The organism is Candidatus Arsenophonus nilaparvatae, assembly GCF_045346035.1.
Taxonomy (GTDB): Bacteria; Pseudomonadota; Gammaproteobacteria; order Enterobacterales; family Enterobacteriaceae; genus Arsenophonus; species Arsenophonus nilaparvatae.
Genome location: NZ_CP158507.1, coordinates 566,474 through 588,000, shown reverse-complemented (window position 1 = coordinate 588,000; position 21,527 = coordinate 566,474). Strand labels below are relative to the sequence as shown.

General features: G+C 38.5%; 19 protein-coding genes and 1 pseudogene. 16 read left to right on the top strand and 4 right to left on the bottom strand.

Annotated elements, in window-relative coordinates:
• The first annotated feature begins 118 nt into the window (after positions 1-118).
• From WH390_RS02955 to WH390_RS02945, 3 genes are all read left to right on the top strand, one after another.
• Positions 119-2,095 carry a ligand-gated channel protein gene (locus WH390_RS02955; RefSeq protein WP_032114630.1) on the top strand — a complete coding sequence of 659 codons (1,977 nt, stop codon included), beginning with the start codon at positions 119-121 and terminating at the stop codon, positions 2,093-2,095.
• Between the two features lie 261 nt (positions 2,096-2,356).
• On the top strand, positions 2,357-2,587 hold the full coding sequence (locus WH390_RS02950; RefSeq protein WP_238565661.1) for a hypothetical protein: 231 nt from the start codon (positions 2,357-2,359) through the stop codon (positions 2,585-2,587).
• Positions 2,577-3,956: an APC family permease gene (locus WH390_RS02945; protein WP_032114628.1), complete on the top strand. Its 1,380-nt coding sequence runs from the start codon at positions 2,577-2,579 to the stop codon at positions 3,954-3,956. Before WH390_RS02950 ends, WH390_RS02945 begins: the two co-directional genes overlap by 11 nt.
• Positions 3,957-4,063: 107 nt before the next feature.
• On the opposite strand, the gene sbcB is transcribed toward WH390_RS02945, so the two are convergent.
• Positions 4,064-5,491 carry an exodeoxyribonuclease I gene (sbcB, locus tag WH390_RS02940; protein ID WP_032114806.1) on the bottom strand — a complete coding sequence of 476 codons (1,428 nt, stop codon included), beginning with the start codon at positions 5,489-5,491 and terminating at the stop codon, positions 4,064-4,066.
• Positions 5,492-5,940: 449 nt separating this feature from the next.
• Here sbcB and tmaR point away from each other — a divergent pair, with 449 nt between their 5' ends.
• Positions 5,941-6,261 (top strand): PTS system regulator TmaR, encoded by a 321-nt coding sequence (tmaR, locus tag WH390_RS02935; RefSeq protein ID WP_032114627.1) that lies wholly within the window; start codon positions 5,941-5,943, stop codon positions 6,259-6,261.
• Positions 6,262-6,325: 64 nt separating this feature from the next.
• Here tmaR and WH390_RS02930 read toward each other — a convergent pair whose 3' ends face one another.
• Both WH390_RS02930 and rne read right to left on the bottom strand, forming a co-directional pair.
• Complete coding sequence (locus WH390_RS02930) at positions 6,326-6,952, bottom strand: NAD(P)H-binding protein (RefSeq protein WP_032114626.1); 627 nt, start codon at positions 6,950-6,952, stop codon at positions 6,326-6,328.
• Between the two features lie 132 nt (positions 6,953-7,084).
• Positions 7,085-10,321 carry a ribonuclease E gene (gene rne, locus WH390_RS02925; RefSeq protein ID WP_032114625.1) on the bottom strand — a complete coding sequence of 1,079 codons (3,237 nt, stop codon included), beginning with the start codon at positions 10,319-10,321 and terminating at the stop codon, positions 7,085-7,087.
• A gap of 554 nt (positions 10,322-10,875) precedes the next feature.
• Between rne and rluC the strand changes: the two genes are divergently transcribed.
• A complete protein-coding gene (rluC, locus tag WH390_RS02920; protein WP_032114624.1) occupies positions 10,876-11,823 on the top strand; it encodes a 23S rRNA pseudouridine(955/2504/2580) synthase RluC in 948 nt (315 codons plus the stop codon).
• A gap of 71 nt (positions 11,824-11,894) precedes the next feature.
• On the opposite strand, the gene WH390_RS02915 is transcribed toward rluC, so the two are convergent.
• On the bottom strand, positions 11,895-12,476 hold the full coding sequence (locus WH390_RS02915; protein WP_032114623.1) for a nucleoside triphosphate pyrophosphatase: 582 nt from the start codon (positions 12,474-12,476) through the stop codon (positions 11,895-11,897).
• 142 nt (positions 12,477-12,618) lie between these two features.
• On the opposite strand from WH390_RS02915, the gene yceD reads away from it, so the two are divergent.
• The 11 genes and pseudogenes from yceD (at position 12,619) to tmk (ending at position 21,527) form a co-directional block, all read left to right on the top strand.
• Positions 12,619-13,143, top strand: a complete 525-nt coding sequence (gene yceD, locus WH390_RS02910) for a 23S rRNA accumulation protein YceD (protein WP_032114622.1) — start codon at positions 12,619-12,621, stop codon at positions 13,141-13,143.
• Between the two features lie 12 nt (positions 13,144-13,155).
• Positions 13,156-13,326: a 50S ribosomal protein L32 gene (gene rpmF, locus WH390_RS02905; RefSeq protein ID WP_026822220.1), complete on the top strand. Its 171-nt coding sequence runs from the start codon at positions 13,156-13,158 to the stop codon at positions 13,324-13,326.
• A 31-nt stretch (positions 13,327-13,357) separates the two neighbouring features.
• Positions 13,358-14,395: a phosphate acyltransferase PlsX gene (gene plsX, locus WH390_RS02900; RefSeq protein ID WP_406850677.1), complete on the top strand. Its 1,038-nt coding sequence runs from the start codon at positions 13,358-13,360 to the stop codon at positions 14,393-14,395.
• Between the two features lie 6 nt (positions 14,396-14,401).
• Entirely contained in the window at positions 14,402-15,355 is a 954-nt protein-coding gene (locus WH390_RS02895) for a beta-ketoacyl-ACP synthase III (protein WP_032114621.1), read from the top strand.
• 19 nt (positions 15,356-15,374) lie between these two features.
• Entirely contained in the window at positions 15,375-16,307 is a 933-nt protein-coding gene (fabD, locus tag WH390_RS02890) for an ACP S-malonyltransferase (protein ID WP_032114620.1), read from the top strand.
• Between the two features lie 7 nt (positions 16,308-16,314).
• Positions 16,315-17,049: a 3-oxoacyl-ACP reductase FabG gene (gene fabG, locus WH390_RS02885; protein WP_032114619.1), complete on the top strand. Its 735-nt coding sequence runs from the start codon at positions 16,315-16,317 to the stop codon at positions 17,047-17,049.
• A 149-nt stretch (positions 17,050-17,198) separates the two neighbouring features.
• A complete protein-coding gene (acpP, locus tag WH390_RS02880; protein WP_032114618.1) occupies positions 17,199-17,465 on the top strand; it encodes an acyl carrier protein in 267 nt (88 codons plus the stop codon).
• Positions 17,466-17,566: 101 nt separating this feature from the next.
• Positions 17,567-18,846: pseudogene (gene fabF, locus WH390_RS02875) on the top strand (beta-ketoacyl-ACP synthase II).
• A 129-nt stretch (positions 18,847-18,975) separates the two neighbouring features.
• On the top strand, positions 18,976-19,812 hold the full coding sequence (pabC, locus tag WH390_RS02870) for an aminodeoxychorismate lyase (RefSeq protein WP_032114617.1): 837 nt from the start codon (positions 18,976-18,978) through the stop codon (positions 19,810-19,812).
• 57 nt (positions 19,813-19,869) lie between these two features.
• On the top strand, positions 19,870-20,895 hold the full coding sequence (gene mltG / locus WH390_RS02865) for an endolytic transglycosylase MltG (RefSeq protein WP_032114616.1): 1,026 nt from the start codon (positions 19,870-19,872) through the stop codon (positions 20,893-20,895).
• Entirely contained in the window at positions 20,892-21,527 is a 636-nt protein-coding gene (gene tmk / locus WH390_RS02860) for a dTMP kinase (RefSeq protein WP_032114615.1), read from the top strand. The genes mltG and tmk overlap by 4 nt, the downstream gene beginning before the upstream one ends.

Here is a 21,527-nt window from a genome sequence, read left to right as displayed (position 1 = left end):
CTTTTCGAGTGAAATAAAAAATTAATAAAAAGACAGGGGAAATTAATTTCACTGGCATTTGAGTGTATGTCGATTATCTGACTAATAAATAATCCTGGTATTTCTTGGAGAATAGGGAATGAATTTTTTTAATAAAAATAAATTAACGTTAATTATTATTATCACGTTTATTTCTGCTGCCGGTTATGCTGCTGAAGATAGTGATACCATTATGGTCACTACCGCAGCTGGTTTTAAGCAGAAAATTGAAGATGCGCCTGCATCTATTTCAGTCATCGGAAGAAAACAATTAGAAGATAAGGCTTATCGTGATGTTACCGATGCATTAAAGGATCTGCCTGGTGTTCATGTGATAGGGGGTGCAAGTAGCACTGATATAAGTATTCGAGGCATGCCAGCAAAGTACACCATGATTTTAGTTGATGGCAAACGGGTAGATACACGCAATACCCGACCCAATAGTGATGGCTCTGGCATAGAACAAGGTTGGTTGCCGCCCTTGGTTGCGATTGAACGTATCGAAGTTGTGCGTGGTTCGATGTCTTCACTTTATGGCTCAGATGCCATGGGGGGCGTGATCAACATCATTACTCGCAAAATAGGTAAAACCTGGCATGGTAGTTTGCGAGCGGATACAACTATCGCTGAACGTAGTAACTCGGGTAATGCGGGTCAGGGGAGTTTTTATCTGGCCGGCCCATTAATTGACGGTGTGTTGGGAATGAAAGCAAATGGTCTTTATTCCCATCGTAATGAAGATAAATTTGTTGGTGGTTATCAGAAACAGTCAATGGGTAATGCTGGGGTAACATTCTCATTTACTCCCGATGAGCAGAATAATTTTGATTTGGATTTAAAGCACGATGAACAGAAACGTGACTCGACGATTGGTAAAACCCGTGCTTGCACTAAACGGTCATGTGAAGATGATAATACCACTTATCGACGTAATAACTATGCATTGACGCATAACGGTAATTATCAGTGGGGTTCAATGGATACATTTATTCAACGTGATGAATCAGAGAACCCAAGTAGAAAGATGAAATATAATGATAACTTACTTAAAAATCAGACAGTATTTGACTTAGATTCACATAAGCTCAGTATTGGTGGTCAGTATCGTTATGAAGATTTACATGATCAAGACAACCAATTACCGACAGCGACCAATGTTAATAAATTAACCCGTTGGAGTTGGGCATTATTTACTGAAGATGAATGGACGATCACCAATGATTTCAGCTTAACCGCTGGTATTAGAATGGATAAAGATGAGAATTTTGGTGCACATTGGACGCCTCGCTTATATGGTGTTTGGCATATCAATGATCAATGGATACTTAAAGGTGGCGTTTCGACCGGATATCGTTCACCTGATTTACGCCAAGTGGCGCCTAACTGGGGACAAATAACTGGCGGCCAAACAAGTAAAGGGATCATTCTCGGTAATCCAAATTTAAAACCGGAAAAAAGTATTGGTCAGGAAATTGGTTTGTTATGGAATAATCAGGATGACCTGAATATCGGATTAACAGTTTTTAATACTGATTTTAAAGATAAAATTATGGAATATCGTCTCTGTGGCGATAAATTAGCCGCTTGTAGTAATGCGATTATTCCCAATGGCAGTCAATATGATTTTATAAGTACACGTGATAATGTTGATAAGGCAAATTTGCGAGGTATTGAGGCGACATTTGATTGGCAAATCATGGATAATCTATCAATGGCAGCCAATTACACCTACTCAGATTCTGAGCAACTAAGTGGCAATTTTAAGGGCCAAGCCTTTAGTCAAACACCTAAGCATATGGCGAATGCATCGTTAAGCTGGCAGGCAACCACTGAATTAGAAGCTTGGACACGGGTAAATTTCCGTGGTAGAACCAATCAATATCTTTCTCGCTCATCGATGGCGAATGAATTACCCTCTTATACCTTTGTTGATCTGGGAGTAAATTACGCGCTGAGCAAAAATCTTTCTTTATTCACAGGGGTTTATAATATTTTAGATAGGCGTTTAGTGGATAATGATAATAAAGCCCTATTAGATGGCCGCCGTTACAATTTAGGATTAAATTATAACTTTTAAAATCATTTTGAGCTAAAAAGTTAGCTAGCTATACTCATGGTAACAGCTAGCTAATTTTTTATTAAAAATTAAAAAAATATTGCTATTTCATGGGATGAAGTGCAGAATGCGCCATCAGAAATAACTGATGCTCATTAATTGCATCAGTTATTTTTTTATTTGTAAGCTGATTTATTTAATTTTATATGAGGCCGGAAACCTGGCCGGAGTTGATACAACTGTTAGAAAAAACGTGTAGTCAAACCAAAGCAGACTACCGTAGTGAGGAATGCTATTATGGCGCAATTATCTATTTTTGCACCTGTGCCAATGGGTCATGGTTGCTGTATTATTGATGACTACGGAGCGTTCGGCTTCGAAGATAACTTATTCTCTCATTTCTCTTTTTTCTCAGCCTATAGGCGTGAGCGAAGTCTTCCTTATAACTATCGATTTAGGCAAAATAGCCAGGCGAAATCGGAAGTTGTAGGAGGTTTTGGCCATGTCTCATGATATCCAATTAGCTCTCAGTAAAGAATCTACCGAGATAAATAATCGTGCGCAACTGGTTAAGACATTAACTTTAATCCAGGTTGTCATGATGGGGCTGGCTTATTTGCAGCCAATGACGGTTTTTGACACTTTTGGTTTAGTGTCATTAAAAACTGATGGGCATGTTCCTTCTTCTTATATCATTGCTTTGATTGCTATTCTTTTTACTGCATTGAGTTATGGTAAATTGGTAAAACGATTTCCTTCGGCGGGATCGGCCTATACCTATGCACAAAAATCGATGAGCCCACATTTAGGTTTCATGGTGGGATGGTCATCTTTGCTTGATTATTTATTCATGCCGATGATTAATATACTGTTAGCGAAAATTTATCTGGAAGCTATTTTTCCGGCTGTTGCGCCTTGGATTTTTGTGGTCGGATTAGTTTTTTTGATGACTATTTTTAATCTACGGGGTATCAATTTAGTCGCTAACTTAAATACCATTATTGTGATTATTCAAATCGCTGTTATGCTAGTTTTTTTAGCTGTTTTGATCCATGGATTATCTAAAGGCGAAGGTTCTGGTCAGATTTGGTCATGGCGACCTTTTACCTCCGAACAGGCGCATTTAATTCCGATGATCACCGGGGCGACGATTTTATGTTTTTCATTTCTCGGCTTTGATGGTATCAGTTCATTATCGGAAGAAACACCAAATGCAGGAAAAGTAATACCAAAGGCGATTTTCTTGACGGCCTTAATTGGTGGTTTGATTTTTATTGGCGTTTCTTATTTTTTACAGCTGTATTTTCCTGATGTTTCGCATTTTAAAAAACCTGATGAATCGCAACCTGAAATTATGCTATATGTTGCTGGCGCACTTTTTCAGTCTATTATTTTGGTTTTCTCTTGTGCAACCGTATTAGCATCAGGTATGGCTGCGCATGCAGGAGTTTCTCGTCTCATGTATGTGATGGGACGAGATGGCGTATTTCCTGAGCGTTTTTTTGGTTATGTTCATCCAACATGGCGAACCCCAGCTTTTAATGTCATTTTAGTTGGCATGCTGGCTTTAACGGCAATTTGGTTTGATATGGAAATTGCCACAGCATTGATTAATTTTGGTGCATTAATTGCTTTTACCTTTGTTAATCTTTCGGTTATTTCGCAATTTTATTTTAGAGAGCGTCGCTGTCATACTTGGCGGGATAAATTTAATTACTTAATTCTACCTACTATGGGCGCTTTAACCGTATCAGTGCTTTGGATCAATTTAGAGAAAACTTCCATGCTATTAGGGATGGTATGGGCAGCGGTTGGGATTTTTTATATGGCAATTATCACCCGCCGTTTTCGTCGGCCATTACCACAAATGAATGACGCTTAGTGATCGCAAATTTTAGCGCTACCGACGGTTTCACCACAGCAAAGGCCAATTATTTGGCCTTTTGCTATATTAGCTAACCCGTTTTTGTATGTTATGACGAAACCCAATTAACTGGCTATCTGTTTGGCATAATCTACCAGTGCTTTTAGTTGCAGGCACTTTTCTTTATCTTCTTGATGTTCAATAAATAATTGCTCGATAGTTTGCAGATATTCGGTTATTTTCTCGCTGGTCAATCTATCGCGTCGGTGATGTAACCAGGCAAGCTGTTCTTGTTCTGTCAATATGGCCGGATAGTTCCTGGCACGATAACGAAAAAATAGTTGCTTCATGCGCGGATCGTCAAATTTGAGATCCAATGCGGGTAAATTTTGCGGTAAAGTTTGACGGATAATAGCCATTGTTGAACGATCATTATCACCAAAGAAACCGGCATAAAGCTTAGTATCTACATCAGCTGCTTCAGGAAAGGGTTGCGGTTCGGTAAAAAGCTGAATAACTTTATCCCGCACTTCACTATGTTGTCGCAATATAGCTAAATTATTCAGACAGACATCGAGATCTAGTGCTATGCGTTGTGCATCTGCTGCTCGCAGTGTGTTGGCCGGAGCCAGAATTGGACATTTATTAATATGTATCAGTTTAATAGGAATGGCTAATTCACCGGCTAACTCTGCTTTGGGTGTGTATAAACGTTGCCTTAGAGTATCACTATCTAATGTTAACAGTGGGCTAATGTCTGCCGCTAGATCACAGGCAATAATGGCATTACGGTTTTCGGGATGCCAGGCCAGTGGTGCAATTAGACTGGTATTAGCTCGTATTGCGCCCAACATGCCGGAAACATGCACTAACGGGGTCATGGCAATAATATCAATCAATTGGCGAATTTCATTTTTATGTCTTAAATGAAAGAAGTAATCGAACATCCTTGGCTGTGCTTGCTTAACTAATTTTGCCATTTCGATAGTAGCAAAAACGTCGGCCATTGCATCATGAGCATTTGCATGCTCAATACCGTTTGCAGTGGTCAGATGTTCTAATTTGAAACTAGGTAGTCCTTCATCATTGCTAGGCCAGTTAATGCCATCAGGTCGTAGCGCATAGCAAGCGCGTAACACATCAAGTAAATCCCAACGTGAATTACCTTGCTGCCAGCTATAAGCATAAGGATCATAAAAATTACGGTAGAAAATATGACGAGTCACTTCATCATCAAATCGAATATTGTTGTAACCGACAATACAACTATTGGCTATGCTAAATATTCCATGAATACGTCTAGCAAATTCAGCTTCATTTATGCCATGAGCTATTGCATATTGGGGCGTAATACCCGTGATCATTACGGCTTGAGGTTGAGGGAGATAGTCATCGGCAGGGGCACAGTAAAAAATTTGTGGCTCTTCGATAATATTAAAATTTGAGTCGGTTCTGATGCTGGCAAATTGTGCGGGTCGATCGAGAGCAGGATGCTGCCCAAATGTTTCATAATCGTGAAACAGAAATGAGGATTTTTGCTTATTGGCCAAAATATTTTCCCAATTTTTATGTAGCGCAATATGTTGTTTAATAATATTAAAATATTCCAATCTGACAATGAATGTTTTTTTACTCTCTGTGTTAACTTATTTTTAATGACTGATTGATGAGTCCAGCAGAAATGAATTTTGTATTTTAAATTATCCGTAATCGCAATAATACGCCGTTAATGGATACTTAAGCTGAATGTCATTATTATGCAATGAATTATCATAGTATTAGTGCTAACTGTGAAAATTTCACTTATTTATCATTTTTTGTTTAACTAAATTTAGGTTATTAATAACACAAAATTAATAAAGACAGAGCAAAAGCGTCATTATCAGTGCAAAGATAATAAAACAGAGTAAAAATCTTAGAAATTGGCTTGTGTCATTAAGTTAATCGCCGTATCGTGTAGTTTATTATTCATAATGCATATGTTTTATTGAAAGGTATAGAAATGACAAGTAAAAATAAGCAGTCATTCCAAAATGTACTGGAGTTTGTACGTATGTTTCGTCGTAAAAATAAGATCAAACGTGAATTAGCGGATAATGAAAAAAAAATTCGTGATAATCAGAAACGAGTTTTGCTGCTGGATAACTTAAGTGAATATATTAAAGAAGGTATGACCATTGAAGAGATCAGAGCAATAATTGCTAATATGCGTAGTGATTATGAAGATCGGATCGATGATTATAATATCAAGAACGCAGAATTATCAAAAGAACGTCGGGAGTTATCACAAAAATTGAAAACCACGGCTGATACTAACGGCTAATAGAATTTGCTTAGACTCATGAATTCCCTGTAACACTTTTTTATTACAGGGATTTTATTAATCGTTACTTCATATTAAAACTCAAATTTGGATCTATTACCGTATAGGTTTGTTGGTAAGTTAGCTTATTTTCAGCAATATTTGATAGCTCTATGGCAATATCTTGCCGAGTAACTAATCCTATTTGAGGGAGTTGAATACGTTGGTGATTGCCGGTAGCAGGTAAATTAAGCAGTCCACCAGGCCGAAGGATAGTGTAATCTAATGAACTTGTTTTTAGGTAGCACTCAACCATTGATTTATGGCGAATTGACATACCAAATAGCGCCTTAGCTTTAGATGATAGATATTTCCAACCATCACCGCAGCCAACAGAGGTCACCAATAATAAGCGTCGCATATTTAACGTTTCGGCCGATTTAATAATATTAAGATTACCAGTTAGATCAGCGCTCTTACCGCCTATAGTACTAAATACAATGCTGTTATTAGAAATATCAGCCAATGTATTTTTTATGTCGCTATATTGGCAAGCATCTCCTTCAATAACTTGCGCGCCTATTTGTGTTAGTCGTGTTTTATATTTTGCATTACGAATAAAAGCGATGACTTGATGACCTTGCTGAAGACCATATTGTACAAGATGATAACCAATTCCTTTACCTGCGCCGAAAACAATCCATTGAGACATATTTATTCCTAATTTAATAATAAAGAATACATATTTTACTAAAAGTACTCTGATATTAAACGCGAATAAGTAAATTTTAGTTAAAATTCAGAATAAAAAAAATGCCCTAATTAGGGCATTTTTTATTGGTTATTATTTGGGTTTAAACATATTGGATGTGGCTATATTTGTGGCAACATGACCACCGGCACCATTTTTACCGTGGAAAGCTATCGCAGGTCGTACGTAAGCTTTAATTTCCAAACCGCTTTCAATAATTTCCGGCGCCGGTGCTTTTGTGGTCGGCGCATGGGAATAGCCTATTTTTTTTACTAATTTTATCGCAGCAGTTTCTTCTTTTCGATGACTTGCCTTTTTTGCAATGACATCGGTCATAGAAGATATATTTGGCTGAACATGGCTATAATTTTCATCCGATGAGTCGGTTGCTTTTTCCTGACTGATTTCATCGATTGAATATTCATCCTTTTTAATTTCATTGGCTATGAAAAGTTCATCATTAACCGATTGCCCATTTTGTAGCTGATCGGTTGCTCCATTATCTACTAGCGTTTCCACAACCACATTAGTGTTGTTTTCAGGCATTACTTTCGCTTCAATAAGTGTTTGACAGGCTTTTTCGTTTTGTTCAGTACCTTGAGTCTTTATGGGAATAAGCAATACTTCGGCTGAGGGTAGTAAGCTTTTTTCCATCGTTGATTGAGCCGTTTCACTAATTGGCACTGTTTTTTCTTCAGCTTCAACTTTATCGATGATGTCATTACCGTTAATTGGATTGGCAGAAGATGCTGTTTTTTCATTAAATGTCATCATATTTTTACTATTTGATGACACTTCGTTCAATTCATTTAACTTAATCGGGTATTGGATCCAGACTTTACCTGAAGATAATTCAGGCGAAGCAACAGCCATTTTTAATGGTACTAATGATTTGCTTTGATTTTCATCACGATAACGACGACGGCGTTGCCCGCTAACGCGTAGGTGGCGAGGAGATCGTCTTGATCGCCGCGGAATGATCGTTTCTTGTCGTTCATTAGCATAATTGGTAGCTGCTTCTTGAGATTCAACCTGTTCGGTGACATGCGGCATATAGGTTTTTTGCTCCGCAGGCAGAATCGGTTCGGCAGTTAACAAACCAGGCTTATCCTCTGTGCTATTGGCAATAGGCAACTTAATATCTTGATATTCTTTATCAATAGATAATTTTTGCTGCTCAGTGGCACTATTTGCAACCCGTATTGATTGAGCTAGTTGACGCTGTTGACGGCGAGGAGAGGTAACGACCGTTCTTTCCGTTTCAGCCTCTTTCTTGTCAAGTGGTTGTGTTTTAGTTTCAAGTTGCAGCTGGCGTTTTTCTTCCTGACGACGACGACGTTCAGCTCGCTGCTCGCGACGCTGTTGTTGAGTTTCACGTGCTGCGCTCTCTTGAGTATCATTAAAATGACTTTTCTGATTACGGCTTTTACGTGATTGTTGCTCATCGGTATGTCCACGATTTTGACGGTTATCGATATTGTCATTCTGTTCACGGCGTTGAGTTGGCCGACGATTATTACGCCGCTCACTATTACGTCGCTTATCATTACCACTTTTCGATTTTTTTTCTGCTTTTTCGATTGGTTGCGGTGATTCGGTAAATAATTTTTTCAAGAATGAGGTAATTCTATTAAACAGACTTGTCGAAGTTTGCTTGTTGGTTAATTTACTCTGTTTACTTGATTTGCCCTTAGCAACCCCGGCATTTTTTGTATCTGCTTGAGATTGAAGAGCAAAAGTAGAAATAGCCGGTTGTTCAGGTAACTTTTTCTCACTGGCGGCATCATCTATTAGATTATTGGTTTCAGCTTCGTGATATTGAGCGAGATAGTAACTTAATGCTGAAACTTCTTCACCCTTACGAATGCGGACCACATTAAAATGCGGTGATTGCATCTGATCGTTAGGAACAATAATGACACGTATATTGTGTTGCCGACGTTCAATTTCATTGACAGACTGGCGTTTTTCATTCAATAGATAAGAAGCAATTGGTACCGGTACAATAGCATGTACTTCATGGGTATTTTCTTTTAATGCTTCTTCTTCGATCAAACGTAAAATAGAGAGAGAAAGTGATTCATTATCACGAATTGTTCCTGTGCCGCTACAACGAGGGCAAACGTGATGACTGGATTCACCAAGTGACGGACTCAAACGTTGGCGTGACATTTCAAGTAGACCAAATCGTGATATCCGAGCGATTTGGATACGTGCTCTGTCTTGGCGTACGGCTTCACGCAGACGATTTTCAACTTCACGCTGATGGCGGACGGGTGTCATATCAATAAAATCGATAACAATTAGTCCACCTAAATCCCGTAACCGTAATTGACGGGCAATTTCATCAGCAGCTTCTAAATTGGTGTTGAATGCGGTTTCTTCAATATCGCCACCACGGGTTGAACGTGATGAATTGATATCGATAGCCGTTAATGCCTCAGTGGTATCGATAACCAGTGCACCACCCGACGGTAAACGAACCTCACGTTGAAAAGCCGACTCGATCTGTGATTCGATTTGATAGTGGCTAAAGAGTGGAACATCTCCACTGTAATATTTGATTTTACTTGCAAAATCTCCACGACCAATCGCTTCAATATGATGACGAGCCATTTCGACAATTTTCGCATTATCAATCAGGATTTCACCAATATCAGGGCGCAGGTAATCACGAAACGCCCGCACAATGACGTTACTTTCTTGATGAATAAGGAAAGGCGCTGATCGGTTTTCTGCAGCTTTTTTTATGGCTTGCCAATGTTTAAGACGATATTGTAGATCTTGCTGTAGCGCTTCCGCTGATTTACCTACACCAGCAGTACGGACAATTAATCCCATACCATCGGGTATTTCTAATGAGGATAATGCCTCTTTCAGTTCTGTGCGATCTTCACCCTCAATACGTCGTGATATTCCACCTGCGCGAGGGTTATTTGGCATTAAAACAAGATAGCTACCAGCTAAACTAATAAAAGTTGTTAGCGCGGCCCCTTTATTTCCTCGCTCTTCTTTATCAACTTGGATAATAACTTCCTGGCCTTCTTTTAAAACATCCTTTATGTTTGGGCGACCGTGGGGTTGATAATGGCTAGGGAAGTATTCACGAGCAATTTCTTTAATCGGGAGAAAGCCGTGCCTTTCTGAGCCATAATCAACAAATGCTGCTTCTAGACTAGGTTCTATACGGGTAATTTTGCCTTTGTAAATATTTGCTTTTTTTTGTTCGTGTCCGGGATTTTCAATATCTAGGTCATAAAGACGTTGCCCATCAACAAGAGCAACGCGCAACTCTTCTTGTTGAGTTGCGTTAATTAACATTCTTTTCATTATAAATACTCATTATTCTACTAAGTCAAAAAAGTTGCGACTAAAAATGGTTACTGTTGACCGATGGTTTCGTGACTTTTACAAAATCGTCAACCTCGCGGTTGTCGGTTGTATTGAAACGCAATTTTTCGGTGAAGCTACGTTTAAATAAAATGCTGCATTCTTAAATTAGTACTGTTGCTGAATTTATCCGTTCAATGTACAGTTTAGCTAATCCAGTAAACCTTTGTTCACAATTCAATAATTTATTTTTGATTTTACACACCGTCTTACACCATTGCTGCGTTTATGTGTTATCAAAATAGATCGATCTCAAATTACGCCAACGCTTGTTTTAATAAACATTATGGCAACTGTCCATTATTCCATTGCTTATGGGTAGATATCAAGATAACTTTTGCTGTTTATTGCGTTTTTATAGGGAAAAATGTGAAAAAAATGCATTTGACAACGGAATTGACAAAGTTTAAGAAAAAAGGCTAAAACAAGGTATCATAATATTTGGTCGCAATATTTAACAAGTTCAAATGTTAACAAAATATTATAATTAGATAATGAAAATACAGAATCAGGTCCAATTTGTTACTATCGATAATGATGAAGCAGGTCAACGTATTGATAATTTTTTATTGACACGTTTAAAAGGTGTTCCTAAAAGTATGATTTACCGGATTATTCGCAAGGGTGAAGTAAGAATAAATAGCGGTAGAATCAAACCTGAATATAAAATTCAAGCAGGCGATTTAATCAGGATCCCACCCGTTCGGCTGGCAGAAAAGCAACAGAATGTTATTTCGGCTAAATTGGATAAGGTAGCTGCACTCACTGATTATATACTTTACGAAGATGAACATCTGCTGGTTTTGAATAAACCTTCCGGTATGGCTGTTCATGGTGGCAGTGGGGTAAATTTTGGTGTTATTGAAGCTTTACGCGCATTACGTCCTGAAGCACGTTTTTTGGAACTTGTCCATAGGTTAGATCGCGAAACATCGGGTGTTTTACTGATAGCGAAAAAACGTTCGGCTCTTAGGCTATTACACCAACAGTTACGTCTGAAACAAATGCAAAAAAAGTATGTTGCGTTAGTGAAAGGGCAATGGCCGTCGCATATTAAAGTTGTTCAGGCACCTTTATTAAAAAATATTTTACAAAGTGGCGAACGGATAGTAAAAGTCAGCGCTGATGGTAAACATTCAGAAACCCATTTTAAAATTGAAGAGCGTTTTTCTAATGCTACGTTAGTCAATGCCAGTCCAATAACAGGGCGAACACATCAGATCAGAGTACATGCACAATATGCAAAGCATCCTATAGCATTTGATAACCGTTATGGTGATCGCGATTTTGATCAACAGTTAACGATTACCGGTTTGAAACGACTTTTTTTACATGCTAGCTCATTAATGTTTATCCATCCGGCCAGTGGGGAAAAATTAACTTTCAATGCCCCTTTAGATCAACAACTTAAAAGCTGTTTGGCAATATTACGTAAGCAATAATGCATCGCTAATCAAATTAGTAAACCAGCTTGCATTATAAACTGGTTTGCTTTTTGTATGCTGTAAGATAGTTAATTAAGAGGGTTGATGCCGTGAGTACGTAACATATTGATTAAACTAATTAAAGGTAAACCGATTAAAGTATTAGGATCCCGTCCAACAAGTTTTTCAAATAATGTGATGCCTAATCCTTCTGACATAAAAGCCCCTGCGCATTGATAAGGCTGTTCTTTTGTAAGATAGTTTTCAATTTGTGTATTTGTTAAGTGGCGAAAATAAACAGTGAAAAGTTCACATCTAGCATTGTATTTTCTGCTTTCACTATCAAATAAACAGAGTCCGGTATAAAAGATAATTTTTTTGCCGGAGGCTTGCTTCAGTTGCTTGGTTGCTTTGCTATGAGTTAGTGGTTTTCCTATTATTTGATTTTCCAGGATACAGACTTGATCTGCACCTATTATTAAATGTGTAGGATATTTAGTTACTAATGATTTTGCTTTTTCAATGGCTAAGCGAGTGACGAGAAAAGTTGCCGATTCATTGATTAATGGGGTTTCATCTATATTAGGTGCATCAGCAATAAAAGGTAAGTCTAATTTTTGTAGTAGATGATAACGTGAAGATGACATTGACGCCAATACAATTGATTTCATAAAATATCTAAAATCCATAGCCAAATGAGGTGAGACATTTTAAACTAAATAGAGCTTAAATAGCGAACATTTGGTGGAAAAATAAGCAAAAGCAGCCTTTTCCTTTGACTATGTCTCATTACAAAGATAATATGCGCGCCTTATGCAAAAGGTAAAATTACCCTTAACGATTGATGCGCATCGCGCAGCACAAAAAAAATTGGATTATTCAGGATATTATTCACCTGAACAGGTTTTGCGTGTCGAAGAATCAGTAGTAAGTATAGATAGCGATGTAACTAGTGAGCTATCGTTTGCAATAGATAATCAACATTTAGTTGTCATAAGAGGCGATTCTGATGTTGATGTCACGTTAAAATGTGAACGTTGTGGTAAAAATTTTAACCGCCATGTTCATGTAACTTATTGTTTTAGTCCTGTCATTGATGATGAGAGGATTGCGTTATTACCTGAAGAGTATGAGCCAATCATTATTGATCAATTTGGTGAAATAGATTTGCTAGCAATGATTGAAGATGAAATAATCCTTTCTTTGCCGGCGATCCCGGTTCATAACTCTGAACGCTGTGAAGTGTCCGACGCGGATATGGTTTTTGGTGAGTTGCCTAACGAGGCAGAAAAGCCAAATCCCTTTGCCGTATTAGCTAGTTTAAAAAAAAGTACTTAAGGAGTAAGGTCAATGGCCGTACAACAAAATAAACCCACTCGTTCTAAACGTGGTATGCGTCGCTCACATGATGCATTGACAACTGCCGAAGTATCAGTAGATAAAACTTCTGGTGAAACCCATTTGCGTCATCATGTGACTGCTGATGGCTATTACCGTGGTCGCAAGGTTATTAATAAATAGTTGTTGTGTTAATTATTAAACGATTAATGCCTTGGCTAATTTAACCTTAGCATTAGATGCGATGTGTGGGGATAATGGTCCTCGCATTATTGTGCCTGCTGCATTGCAGGCACTCGTTTCTAACCCACAGTTAAGATTATTACTGGTCGGTATTCCCGAAATTTTAAACCCATTGCTTGCAGATCAGCGTGCTGAGCTGCGTGATCGTTTGCAAATTATTCCTGCTGAATATGCTATTGCTAATGATATTAAGCCATTACAAGCAATCAGGCAAAGTAAAGGCTCGTCAATGCGGATTGCTTTAGAATTAGTGAAGTCTGGTCAGGCGCAAGCGTGTATTAGTGCTGGAAATACTGGTGTACTTATGGGGTTAGCAAAACTCATATTGAAGACAATAAATGGTATTGAAAGGCCAGCGTTGACAACGATTTTGCCAAATCAAGAACATGGTAAAACCGTTGTACTTGATTTAGGCGCTAATGTTAACTGCGATAGTCAAATGTTAGTACAATTTGCCGTGATGGCAGCAGTAATGGCGGAAGAGGTTGCTAATATAAGCAATCCACGAGTAGCATTATTAAATATTGGCGAAGAAGAAAATAAGGGTTTAGATAATATCCGCGAAGCCGCCTCAATATTAAAAGCAACACCTTCTATTAATTATATTGGTTATCTAGAAGGTAATGAGTTATTGACGGGTAAAGCTGATGTATTCGTTTGTGACGGCTTCGCAGGTAATGTAACGTTGAAAACAATGGAAGGTGTGATACGCGTTATTTTATCTTTAGTAAAATCTTCAACTACAGAAAATAAGATCTCATCGTGGCTGATGAAGTTGATTAAACCGTGGTTACAGAAACGTATCTCAAAACGTTTTGGGCACCTGGATCCTGATCAATATAATGGTGCTTCACTTTTAGGATTACACGGCATTGTAATTAAAAGTCATGGAGCGGCAAACCAAAAAGCATTTAAAGCTGCAATTGAACAGGCGATTCAGGCGGTAGAGAAGCAAATTCCTGATAGAATTGCGACTCGCTTGAATACCTTACTACCCAAGAGTGATTAAAGCAAAATGTATACAAAAATCTTAGGTACTGGCAGTTATTTGCCTGTACAGATTCATACGAATGCTGATTTAGAGAAAATGGTAGATACTTCTGATGAGTGGATAACTACCCGAACAGGAATTAAAGAACGCCGCATCGCAACAGAAGAAGATAATGTATCTACAATGGGTGCTAATGCTGCGCGAAAAGCGTTAGAAATGGCTGGCATTGCAGCTAATGAAATTGATTTAATCATTGTAGCAACGACTTCTTCGACCCATGCTTTTCCAAGTGCGGCATGCCAAATCCAACAAATATTAGGCATTAAAAACTGTGCCGCATTTGATGTTGCTGCTGCATGTGCTGGCTTCACTTATGCCCTGAGTATTAGTGATCAGTTCATTAGAACAGGGATGGCGAAGAAGGCATTAGTTATTGGTTCTGATGTATTATCAAGAGTATTAGATCCGAATGATCGTAGTACACTTATTTTATTTGGTGATGCAGCAGGTGCAATCGTTGTCGGCGGTTCACCAGAGCCAGGAATTTTGTCGACCCATTTACATGCCGATGGTAATTATGGTGATTTATTAACTTTACGCCATCAAGAGCATAGTAAATGCTCAGAGCCAGCTTATGTCACAATGGCGGGTAATGAGGTTTTTAAGATCGCGGTGAGTGAGTTAGCTAATGTAGTGGGTGAAACATTAGAAAAAAATGCACTAGATAAATCAAAATTGGATTGGTTAGTCCCGCATCAAGCTAATTTACGGATTATTCAAGCAACAGCAAAAAAGCTGGCAATGCCAATGGATAAAGTCGTTATTACGTTGGATAGACACGGTAATACTTCAGCAGCATCAGTACCGACAGCGTTTGATGAAGCAGTCAGAGATGGCCGCATACAGCGAGGGCAAATGGTATTGCTTGAAGCATTTGGTGGTGGTTTTACTTGGGGCTCAGCGCTGATCCGTTTTTAAATTATACAGGAAAATAAAAATGTCTAATTTTGCAATGATCTTTCCTGGCCAAGGTTCTCAATCTCTTGGCATGTTAGCTGATCTAGCAAAAGAGTTTGCAGTAGTAGAGGAAACGTTTGCTGAGTCTTCTAATGTCTTAGGATATGATTTATGGGATTTGGTCCAAAGTGGCTCAGAAGAAGAATTAAATAAAACTTGGAAAACACAGCCAGCACTTTTATCCGCATCTGTGGCAATTTTTCGAGTATGGCAGGAAAAAAAAGGCAAAATGCCTACACTAATGGCAGGCCATAGTTTAGGTGAATATTCTGCATTAGTCTGCGCCGATGTCATCGATTTTAAATCTGCTGTCAAATTGGTAGAACTACGCGGGCAATTGATGCAAGAGTCTGTGCCGGCAGGGATGGGGGCTATGTATGCAATTATTGGTTTGGATAATGAATCAGTATTAGCATCTTGTCAGCAAGCTGAACAAGGCCAAGTGGTTTCTGCAGTTAATTTTAATTCGCCAGGTCAGGTTGTTATTGCCGGTGAAAAAAGTGCTGTTGAGAGAGCGGCAGCATTATGTAAAGCTGCTGGTGCAAAACGTACTTTACCGTTGGCTGTCAGTGTACCTTCACATTGTGCATTGATGCAGCCTGCTGCAAAAAAATTAGCGCAAGCATTAGAAGAAGTTGTATTTAATAAGCCTAATATCGCTGTTGTAAATAATGTCGATGTTAAAATCGAAAATTCGGTAGAGGGTATTCGACAGGCTTTAGTCAGGCAGCTGTATAATCCTGTACGCTGGGTTGAAACCATCGAATTCATAGCTGAGCAAGGGATCGTGCAACTATTAGAAATAGGGCCAGGTAAAGTATTGACTGGTTTAACTAAGCGCATTGTGAGTACGATTAATTCGGTGGCGATTAATGATACGGCATCATTAAACGCTGCGTTGATAAATAATTGAGGAAAACATGAGTTTTGATGGAAAAATAGCCTTGGTAACTGGGGCAAGTCGTGGTATCGGGCGATCAATAGCTGAACTACTGGCTGAACGTGGTGCGAAAGTAGTTGGTACTGCTACAAGCAAAGAAGGTGCCGAGGCGATTAGTAGCTATCTTGGTGATAAAGGTAAAGGTTATGTCTTGAATGTGACAGACACTGAATCTATTGATAGTACTCTATCTAAAATTCGTGCAGAATTTGGTGAAATTGATATTTTAGTTAATAATGCAGGTATTACCAGTGATAATCTATTGCTGCGAATGAAAAAAGAAGAGTGGGACAGAGTTATTGATACAAACTTAACTTCGATCTTTAGTCTATCCAAAGCTATAATGCGTTCAATGATGAAAAAACGTTATGGTCGCATTATCTCTGTCGGCTCAGTAATTGGCACATTGGGTAATATTGGACAGGCAAATTATGCAGCGGCTAAAGCAGGTGTTATCGCTTTTAGTAAATCATTAGCACGTGAAGTAGCTACCCGCGGTATTACGGTGAATGTTGTTTCACCTGGTTTCATAGAAACCGATATGACTCGAGCATTGACAGATGAACAGCAAGCAGGCATTTTAGCTAATGTTCCTGTAGGGCGGCTCGGTGATGCAAAAGAAATTGCCAGTGCTGTAGCATTTTTAGCTTCTGATGAAGCAGCTTACATCACGGGTGAAACATTACATGTCAATGGTGGCATGTGTATGATTTAAAAACCAATGAATCATTTGCATGGTTAATGCTAAAATAGCATATAATAATGCGAAATCAGGTTCGAATAGCCAGGATTGGGTTGTGCCTTTCCTGTATCTAAACTACGAAAACCATCGTGAAAGCGAGTTTTAATAGGAATTTAAATAGTATGAGCACTAAAGACCAAGGTGTTGTTGCCAACAACAGTATTGAAAGCCGTGTTAAAAAAATAATTGCTGAGCAGTTAGGTGTTAAAGAAGATGAAGTTGCAAATAATTCTTCATTTGTTGAGGATTTAGGTGCGGATTCTCTTGACACTGTTGAACTAGTCATGGCATTAGAAGAAGAGTTTGATACCGAAATTCCTGATGAAGAAGCGGAAAAAATCACGACAGTGCAAGCAGCTATTGATTATATTAATAGCCATAGCTCATAAGCCGTAAATTTAATTATAGAGAGCTTTTATGCACATATTCAGGCGGTCGATCGACCGCCTATATTTTCACCGAAACTTATTCCTTTTTCTGGAGGATATACGTGTCTAAACGTCGAGTAGTTGTGACTGGACTCGGCATGTTATCTCCTGTCGGCAACACAGTTGAGTCATCTTGGAATGCTGTATGTGCTGGACAGAGTGGCATCAGCCTTATCGAGCATTTTAACACTGAAAACCATACAACCAAGTTCGCGGGTCTAGTTAAAAATTTTAATCATGACGATTATGGTATTTTGGCTAAAGATGCGCGCAAGATGGATCTTTTTATTCAATATGGGCTTGCTGCTGGTAAACAAGCTATCGAAGATGCAGGTATAGAAATCACAGAAAAAAATGCGCATCGCATTGGCGCAGCAATTGGTTCTGGTATTGGCGGATTAGGACTAATCCAGGAAAACTGTGATGTTTTACTGACTAATGGTCCGCGTAAAGTAAGTCCTTTTTTTGTTCCTTCAACTATTATCAATATGGTGGCTGGACACTTAAGTATTATTTATGGCTTTAAGGGACCAACTATCTCTATTGCTACCGCTTGTACTTCTGGGGTGCATAACATTGGTTATGCAGCGCGGATTATTGCTTATGGTGACGCGGATATCATGCTGGCGGGTGGCGCAGAAAAAGCAAGTACATCCTTAGGTATTGCTGGATTTGGATCTCTCAAAGCCTTATCAAGACGTAATGACGAACCTGAGCGAGCAAGCCGACCTTGGGATCAGGAGCGAGATGGTTTTGTATTAGGCGATGGAGCGGGTATTTTGGTGCTGGAAGAGTATGAGCATGCTAAAGCTCGAGGCGCCAAAATCTATGCTGAATTTGCGGGTTTTGGTATGAGTAGTGATGCCTATCATATGACGTCACCACCAGAGAATGGGGAAGGTGCGGCACTGGCCATGAGAAATGCGTTACAGGATGCAGGTATAAACGCAGAAAAAATAGGTTACATTAATGCTCATGGTACATCAACACCGGCAGGAGATATTGCTGAAGCACGAGCAGTTGCATCAATTTACCCAGAGCAGAGTAAAATACTGGTTAGCTCGACTAAATCGATGACCGGTCATTTATTAGGTGCAGCAGGTGCAATTGAATCTATTTTTACGATTCTGTCGTTAAGAGATCAACTTATTCCTCCAACAATTAACCTTGAAAATCTCGATAGTGAATTAGACGAATTAGTGAAGACAGGACGGCTAGATTTTATACCGGAGAAGAAACGTAAAGTTGAAGATATGCAGTATGCATTATGCATTATGCATTATGCAATTCTTTTGGTTTTGGCGGCACAAATGGTTCGATTATTTTTCGTAAAGTCAATTAATTGATATTTTCTTATAAAGAGGCCTCAATTTAACTTAAGTTGAGGCTTTTTTATTGATATAAATGATAGATTTCAAATAAACTGTAGCGATAAGTAGCAGGTATTCAGTTTGATTAAGAAGTTAACACAATGATATGTTGGATTAATGGTGAACAGCAAAATAATATTTCGGTAATGGATAGAGCTGTTCAATTTGGTGATGGCTGTTTTACAACAATTCGTGTGGTTGGACATCAACCAGCCTTATTGTCACACCACATTTATCGATTACAAAAAGGGGTTACACAACTACTTTTACCTACACCAGATTGGCAAAAATTGGCTGCTGATATAAATAAAATAGCGCTATTGAATAAAAAGGATTTAGCGGTGATTAAAGTTATCATTAGTCGTGGTGAAGGTGGGCGAGGATATAGCATAGCAGGCCTCAACAAAGCAACAGTCATTATTTCGTTAACTGATTATCCAGCTATTTATTTAAATCAACAGCAAACAGGTATTAATTTAGCATTGAGTAAAATACCCGTAAATAGTAACTGTTATTTGGCTGGCATTAAACATTTAAATCGATTAGAACAAATATTAATAAGACAGCAAATTGAATTATTAAATGTTGATGAAGCTATTGTGACGGATACTAATGGCATATTGATTGGATGTTGCGCAGCAAATATTTTTTTACGGAAAGGAAAAAAAATTTACACGCCCAATTTAAATCACGCTGGTGTTGAAGGTGTAATGCGCAAACAGGTTATTGCGAGTTTATCTGATACTGATTATGAACTTTTCTATATCAGCGACTATCCTAATATATTGGCACAGAGCGATGAGGTAATCATTACTAATGCTTTGATGCCCATATTATCGGTTAAGCGTATTATAACGCAGCCTAAGCAACCCGTATGGAACTATTATTCTCGTGAATTATTCAATTTTCTTATGCCATATTGTTTGAGGTTAACTTAATTTTGTGATTAATATTAGATTAACTTTTTTAGTGTAATATTAGGAAATGAATGTTAAATGAAGTATGCAAGAAGAATATTGTGGTTGATTATTTTTTTATTAATATTGAGTGGCTGTATTCTTTATACATTTTACCGTCAGATACAAAATTACGCTGATACAGCGATTAATATTCATGAAACAACTATTTTTACTTTGCCAGCAGGCACAGGGCGAGCCGGATTAGAATCATTGTTAGCAGAGCAGAAAATAATAAATTCGGCGAATAATTTTCAATGGTTACTAAGATTAGAACCACAATTGGCGCAATTTAAAGCGGGAACCTATCGATTAAATCCTGGCATGTCTTTGCGGGCAATGTTAGCAATGTTTTATGCTGGTAAAGAAGCGCAATTTAGCTTGCTGTTTATTGAAGGCTCTCGTTTTGAAGACTGGAAAAAAGCATTACATCAAGCGCCTTATTTAAAGCAGACTATTGAAAATCAGTCTGCTGATAAACTAGCGCAGCAATTAGGGTTACCGCCAGGTCAATCACTAGAGGGATGGTTTTATCCAGATACTTACTATTATACCGCAGAAATGAATGATATTGACATATTGAAGCGTGCGCATCAGAGAATGTTAACGGCTGTTGAATATGAATGGCAGGGACGAGAGTCAAATTTGCCGTATAAAACGCCATATCAAATGTTAATTATGGCTTCAATTATTGAAAAAGAAACCGGCATTGATATAGAGAGAACTAAAGTGGCATCGGTATTTATTAATCGCTTAAAGAAAAAAATGCGGTTGCAAACGGATCCTACTGTTATATATGGTTTAGGCGATAAATATCGTGGGGTGCTTTATCGTAGTGACTTAGATAAGCCAAGTCCTTATAACACTTATTTGATTGTTGGGTTGCCTCCTTCGCCAATTGCTATGCCAGGTAGAGCTTCAATTAAAGCAGCGGCTCATCCTGATGAAACCGATTATTTTTATTTTGTAGCCACAGGTAATGGTGGGCATACTTTTACTACCAATATTAATGATCATAATCAGGCCGTTAAACATTATCGTCAGACAAAAGATAAAAATGAATGAAAAGTCGTTATATAGTTATTGAAGGTCTCGAAGGTGCAGGGAAAACTACCGCGATAAAAACAGTTGTAGAAACTCTCGCTAAGGTAGGAATAACTGAGATTGATTTTACCCGTGAGCCGGGAGGAACGCCGCTAGCAGAAAAATTGCGACAATTAATTAAACATGGTATTGCCGAGGAAAAAGTCACAGATAAAGCGGAGTTACTAATGCTTTATGCCGCGCGTATTCAATTAATTGAAAATGTTATCAAGCCTGCTCTTGCAAAGGGAAGGTGGGTGATTGGTGATCGCCATGATCTTTCATCACAAGCATATCAAGGTGGAGGACGTGGGCTTTCTGCCGAATTGATGCAAGTATTGCGCAATACGATATTGGATGATTTTCGACCTGATCTAACACTATATCTTGATATAGAACCCACTCTTGGCTTGCAGCGAGCGCGGGATCGTGGTGAACTAGATCGGATAGAAAAAGAGTCATTGGACTTTTTTGAACGAACCCGTCAGCGCTATCTTGAATTAGCTGCGGAAGATGACACCATTATCACAATTGATGCTAACAAATCACTAGAAGAGGTGCAAAAAACCATTCGCCAGACATTGTCGAATTGGTTGGTAGCGCAAGGCAAGTAG

Bases quoted from the DNA above. Each gene is read 5' to 3' on its own strand.
- tmk (WP_032114615.1), top strand. From the start codon at position 20,892: ATGAAAAGTCGTTATATAGTTATTGAAGGTCTCGAAGGTGCAGGGAAA.
- fabD (WP_032114620.1), top strand. From the start codon at position 15,375: ATGTCTAATTTTGCAATGATCTTTCCTGGCCAAGGTTCTCAATCTCTT.
- acpP (WP_032114618.1), top strand. From the start codon at position 17,199: ATGAGCACTAAAGACCAAGGTGTTGTTGCCAACAACAGTATTGAAAGC.
- WH390_RS02895 (WP_032114621.1), top strand. From the start codon at position 14,402: ATGTATACAAAAATCTTAGGTACTGGCAGTTATTTGCCTGTACAGATT.
- WH390_RS02945 (WP_032114628.1), top strand. From the start codon at position 2,577: ATGTCTCATGATATCCAATTAGCTCTCAGTAAAGAATCTACCGAGATA.
- WH390_RS02930 (WP_032114626.1), bottom strand. From the start codon at position 6,952: ATGTCTCAATGGATTGTTTTCGGCGCAGGTAAAGGAATTGGTTATCAT.
- WH390_RS02955 (WP_032114630.1), top strand. From the start codon at position 119: ATGAATTTTTTTAATAAAAATAAATTAACGTTAATTATTATTATCACG.
- fabG (WP_032114619.1), top strand. From the start codon at position 16,315: ATGAGTTTTGATGGAAAAATAGCCTTGGTAACTGGGGCAAGTCGTGGT.
- yceD (WP_032114622.1), top strand. From the start codon at position 12,619: ATGCAAAAGGTAAAATTACCCTTAACGATTGATGCGCATCGCGCAGCA.
- rne (WP_032114625.1), bottom strand. From the start codon at position 10,321: ATGAAAAGAATGTTAATTAACGCAACTCAACAAGAAGAGTTGCGCGTT.
- tmaR (WP_032114627.1), top strand. From the start codon at position 5,941: ATGACAAGTAAAAATAAGCAGTCATTCCAAAATGTACTGGAGTTTGTA.
- pabC (WP_032114617.1), top strand. From the start codon at position 18,976: ATGATATGTTGGATTAATGGTGAACAGCAAAATAATATTTCGGTAATG.
- rpmF (WP_026822220.1), top strand. From the start codon at position 13,156: ATGGCCGTACAACAAAATAAACCCACTCGTTCTAAACGTGGTATGCGT.
- mltG (WP_032114616.1), top strand. From the start codon at position 19,870: ATGAAGTATGCAAGAAGAATATTGTGGTTGATTATTTTTTTATTAATA.
- WH390_RS02915 (WP_032114623.1), bottom strand. From the start codon at position 12,476: ATGAAATCAATTGTATTGGCGTCAATGTCATCTTCACGTTATCATCTA.
- rluC (WP_032114624.1), top strand. From the start codon at position 10,876: ATGAAAATACAGAATCAGGTCCAATTTGTTACTATCGATAATGATGAA.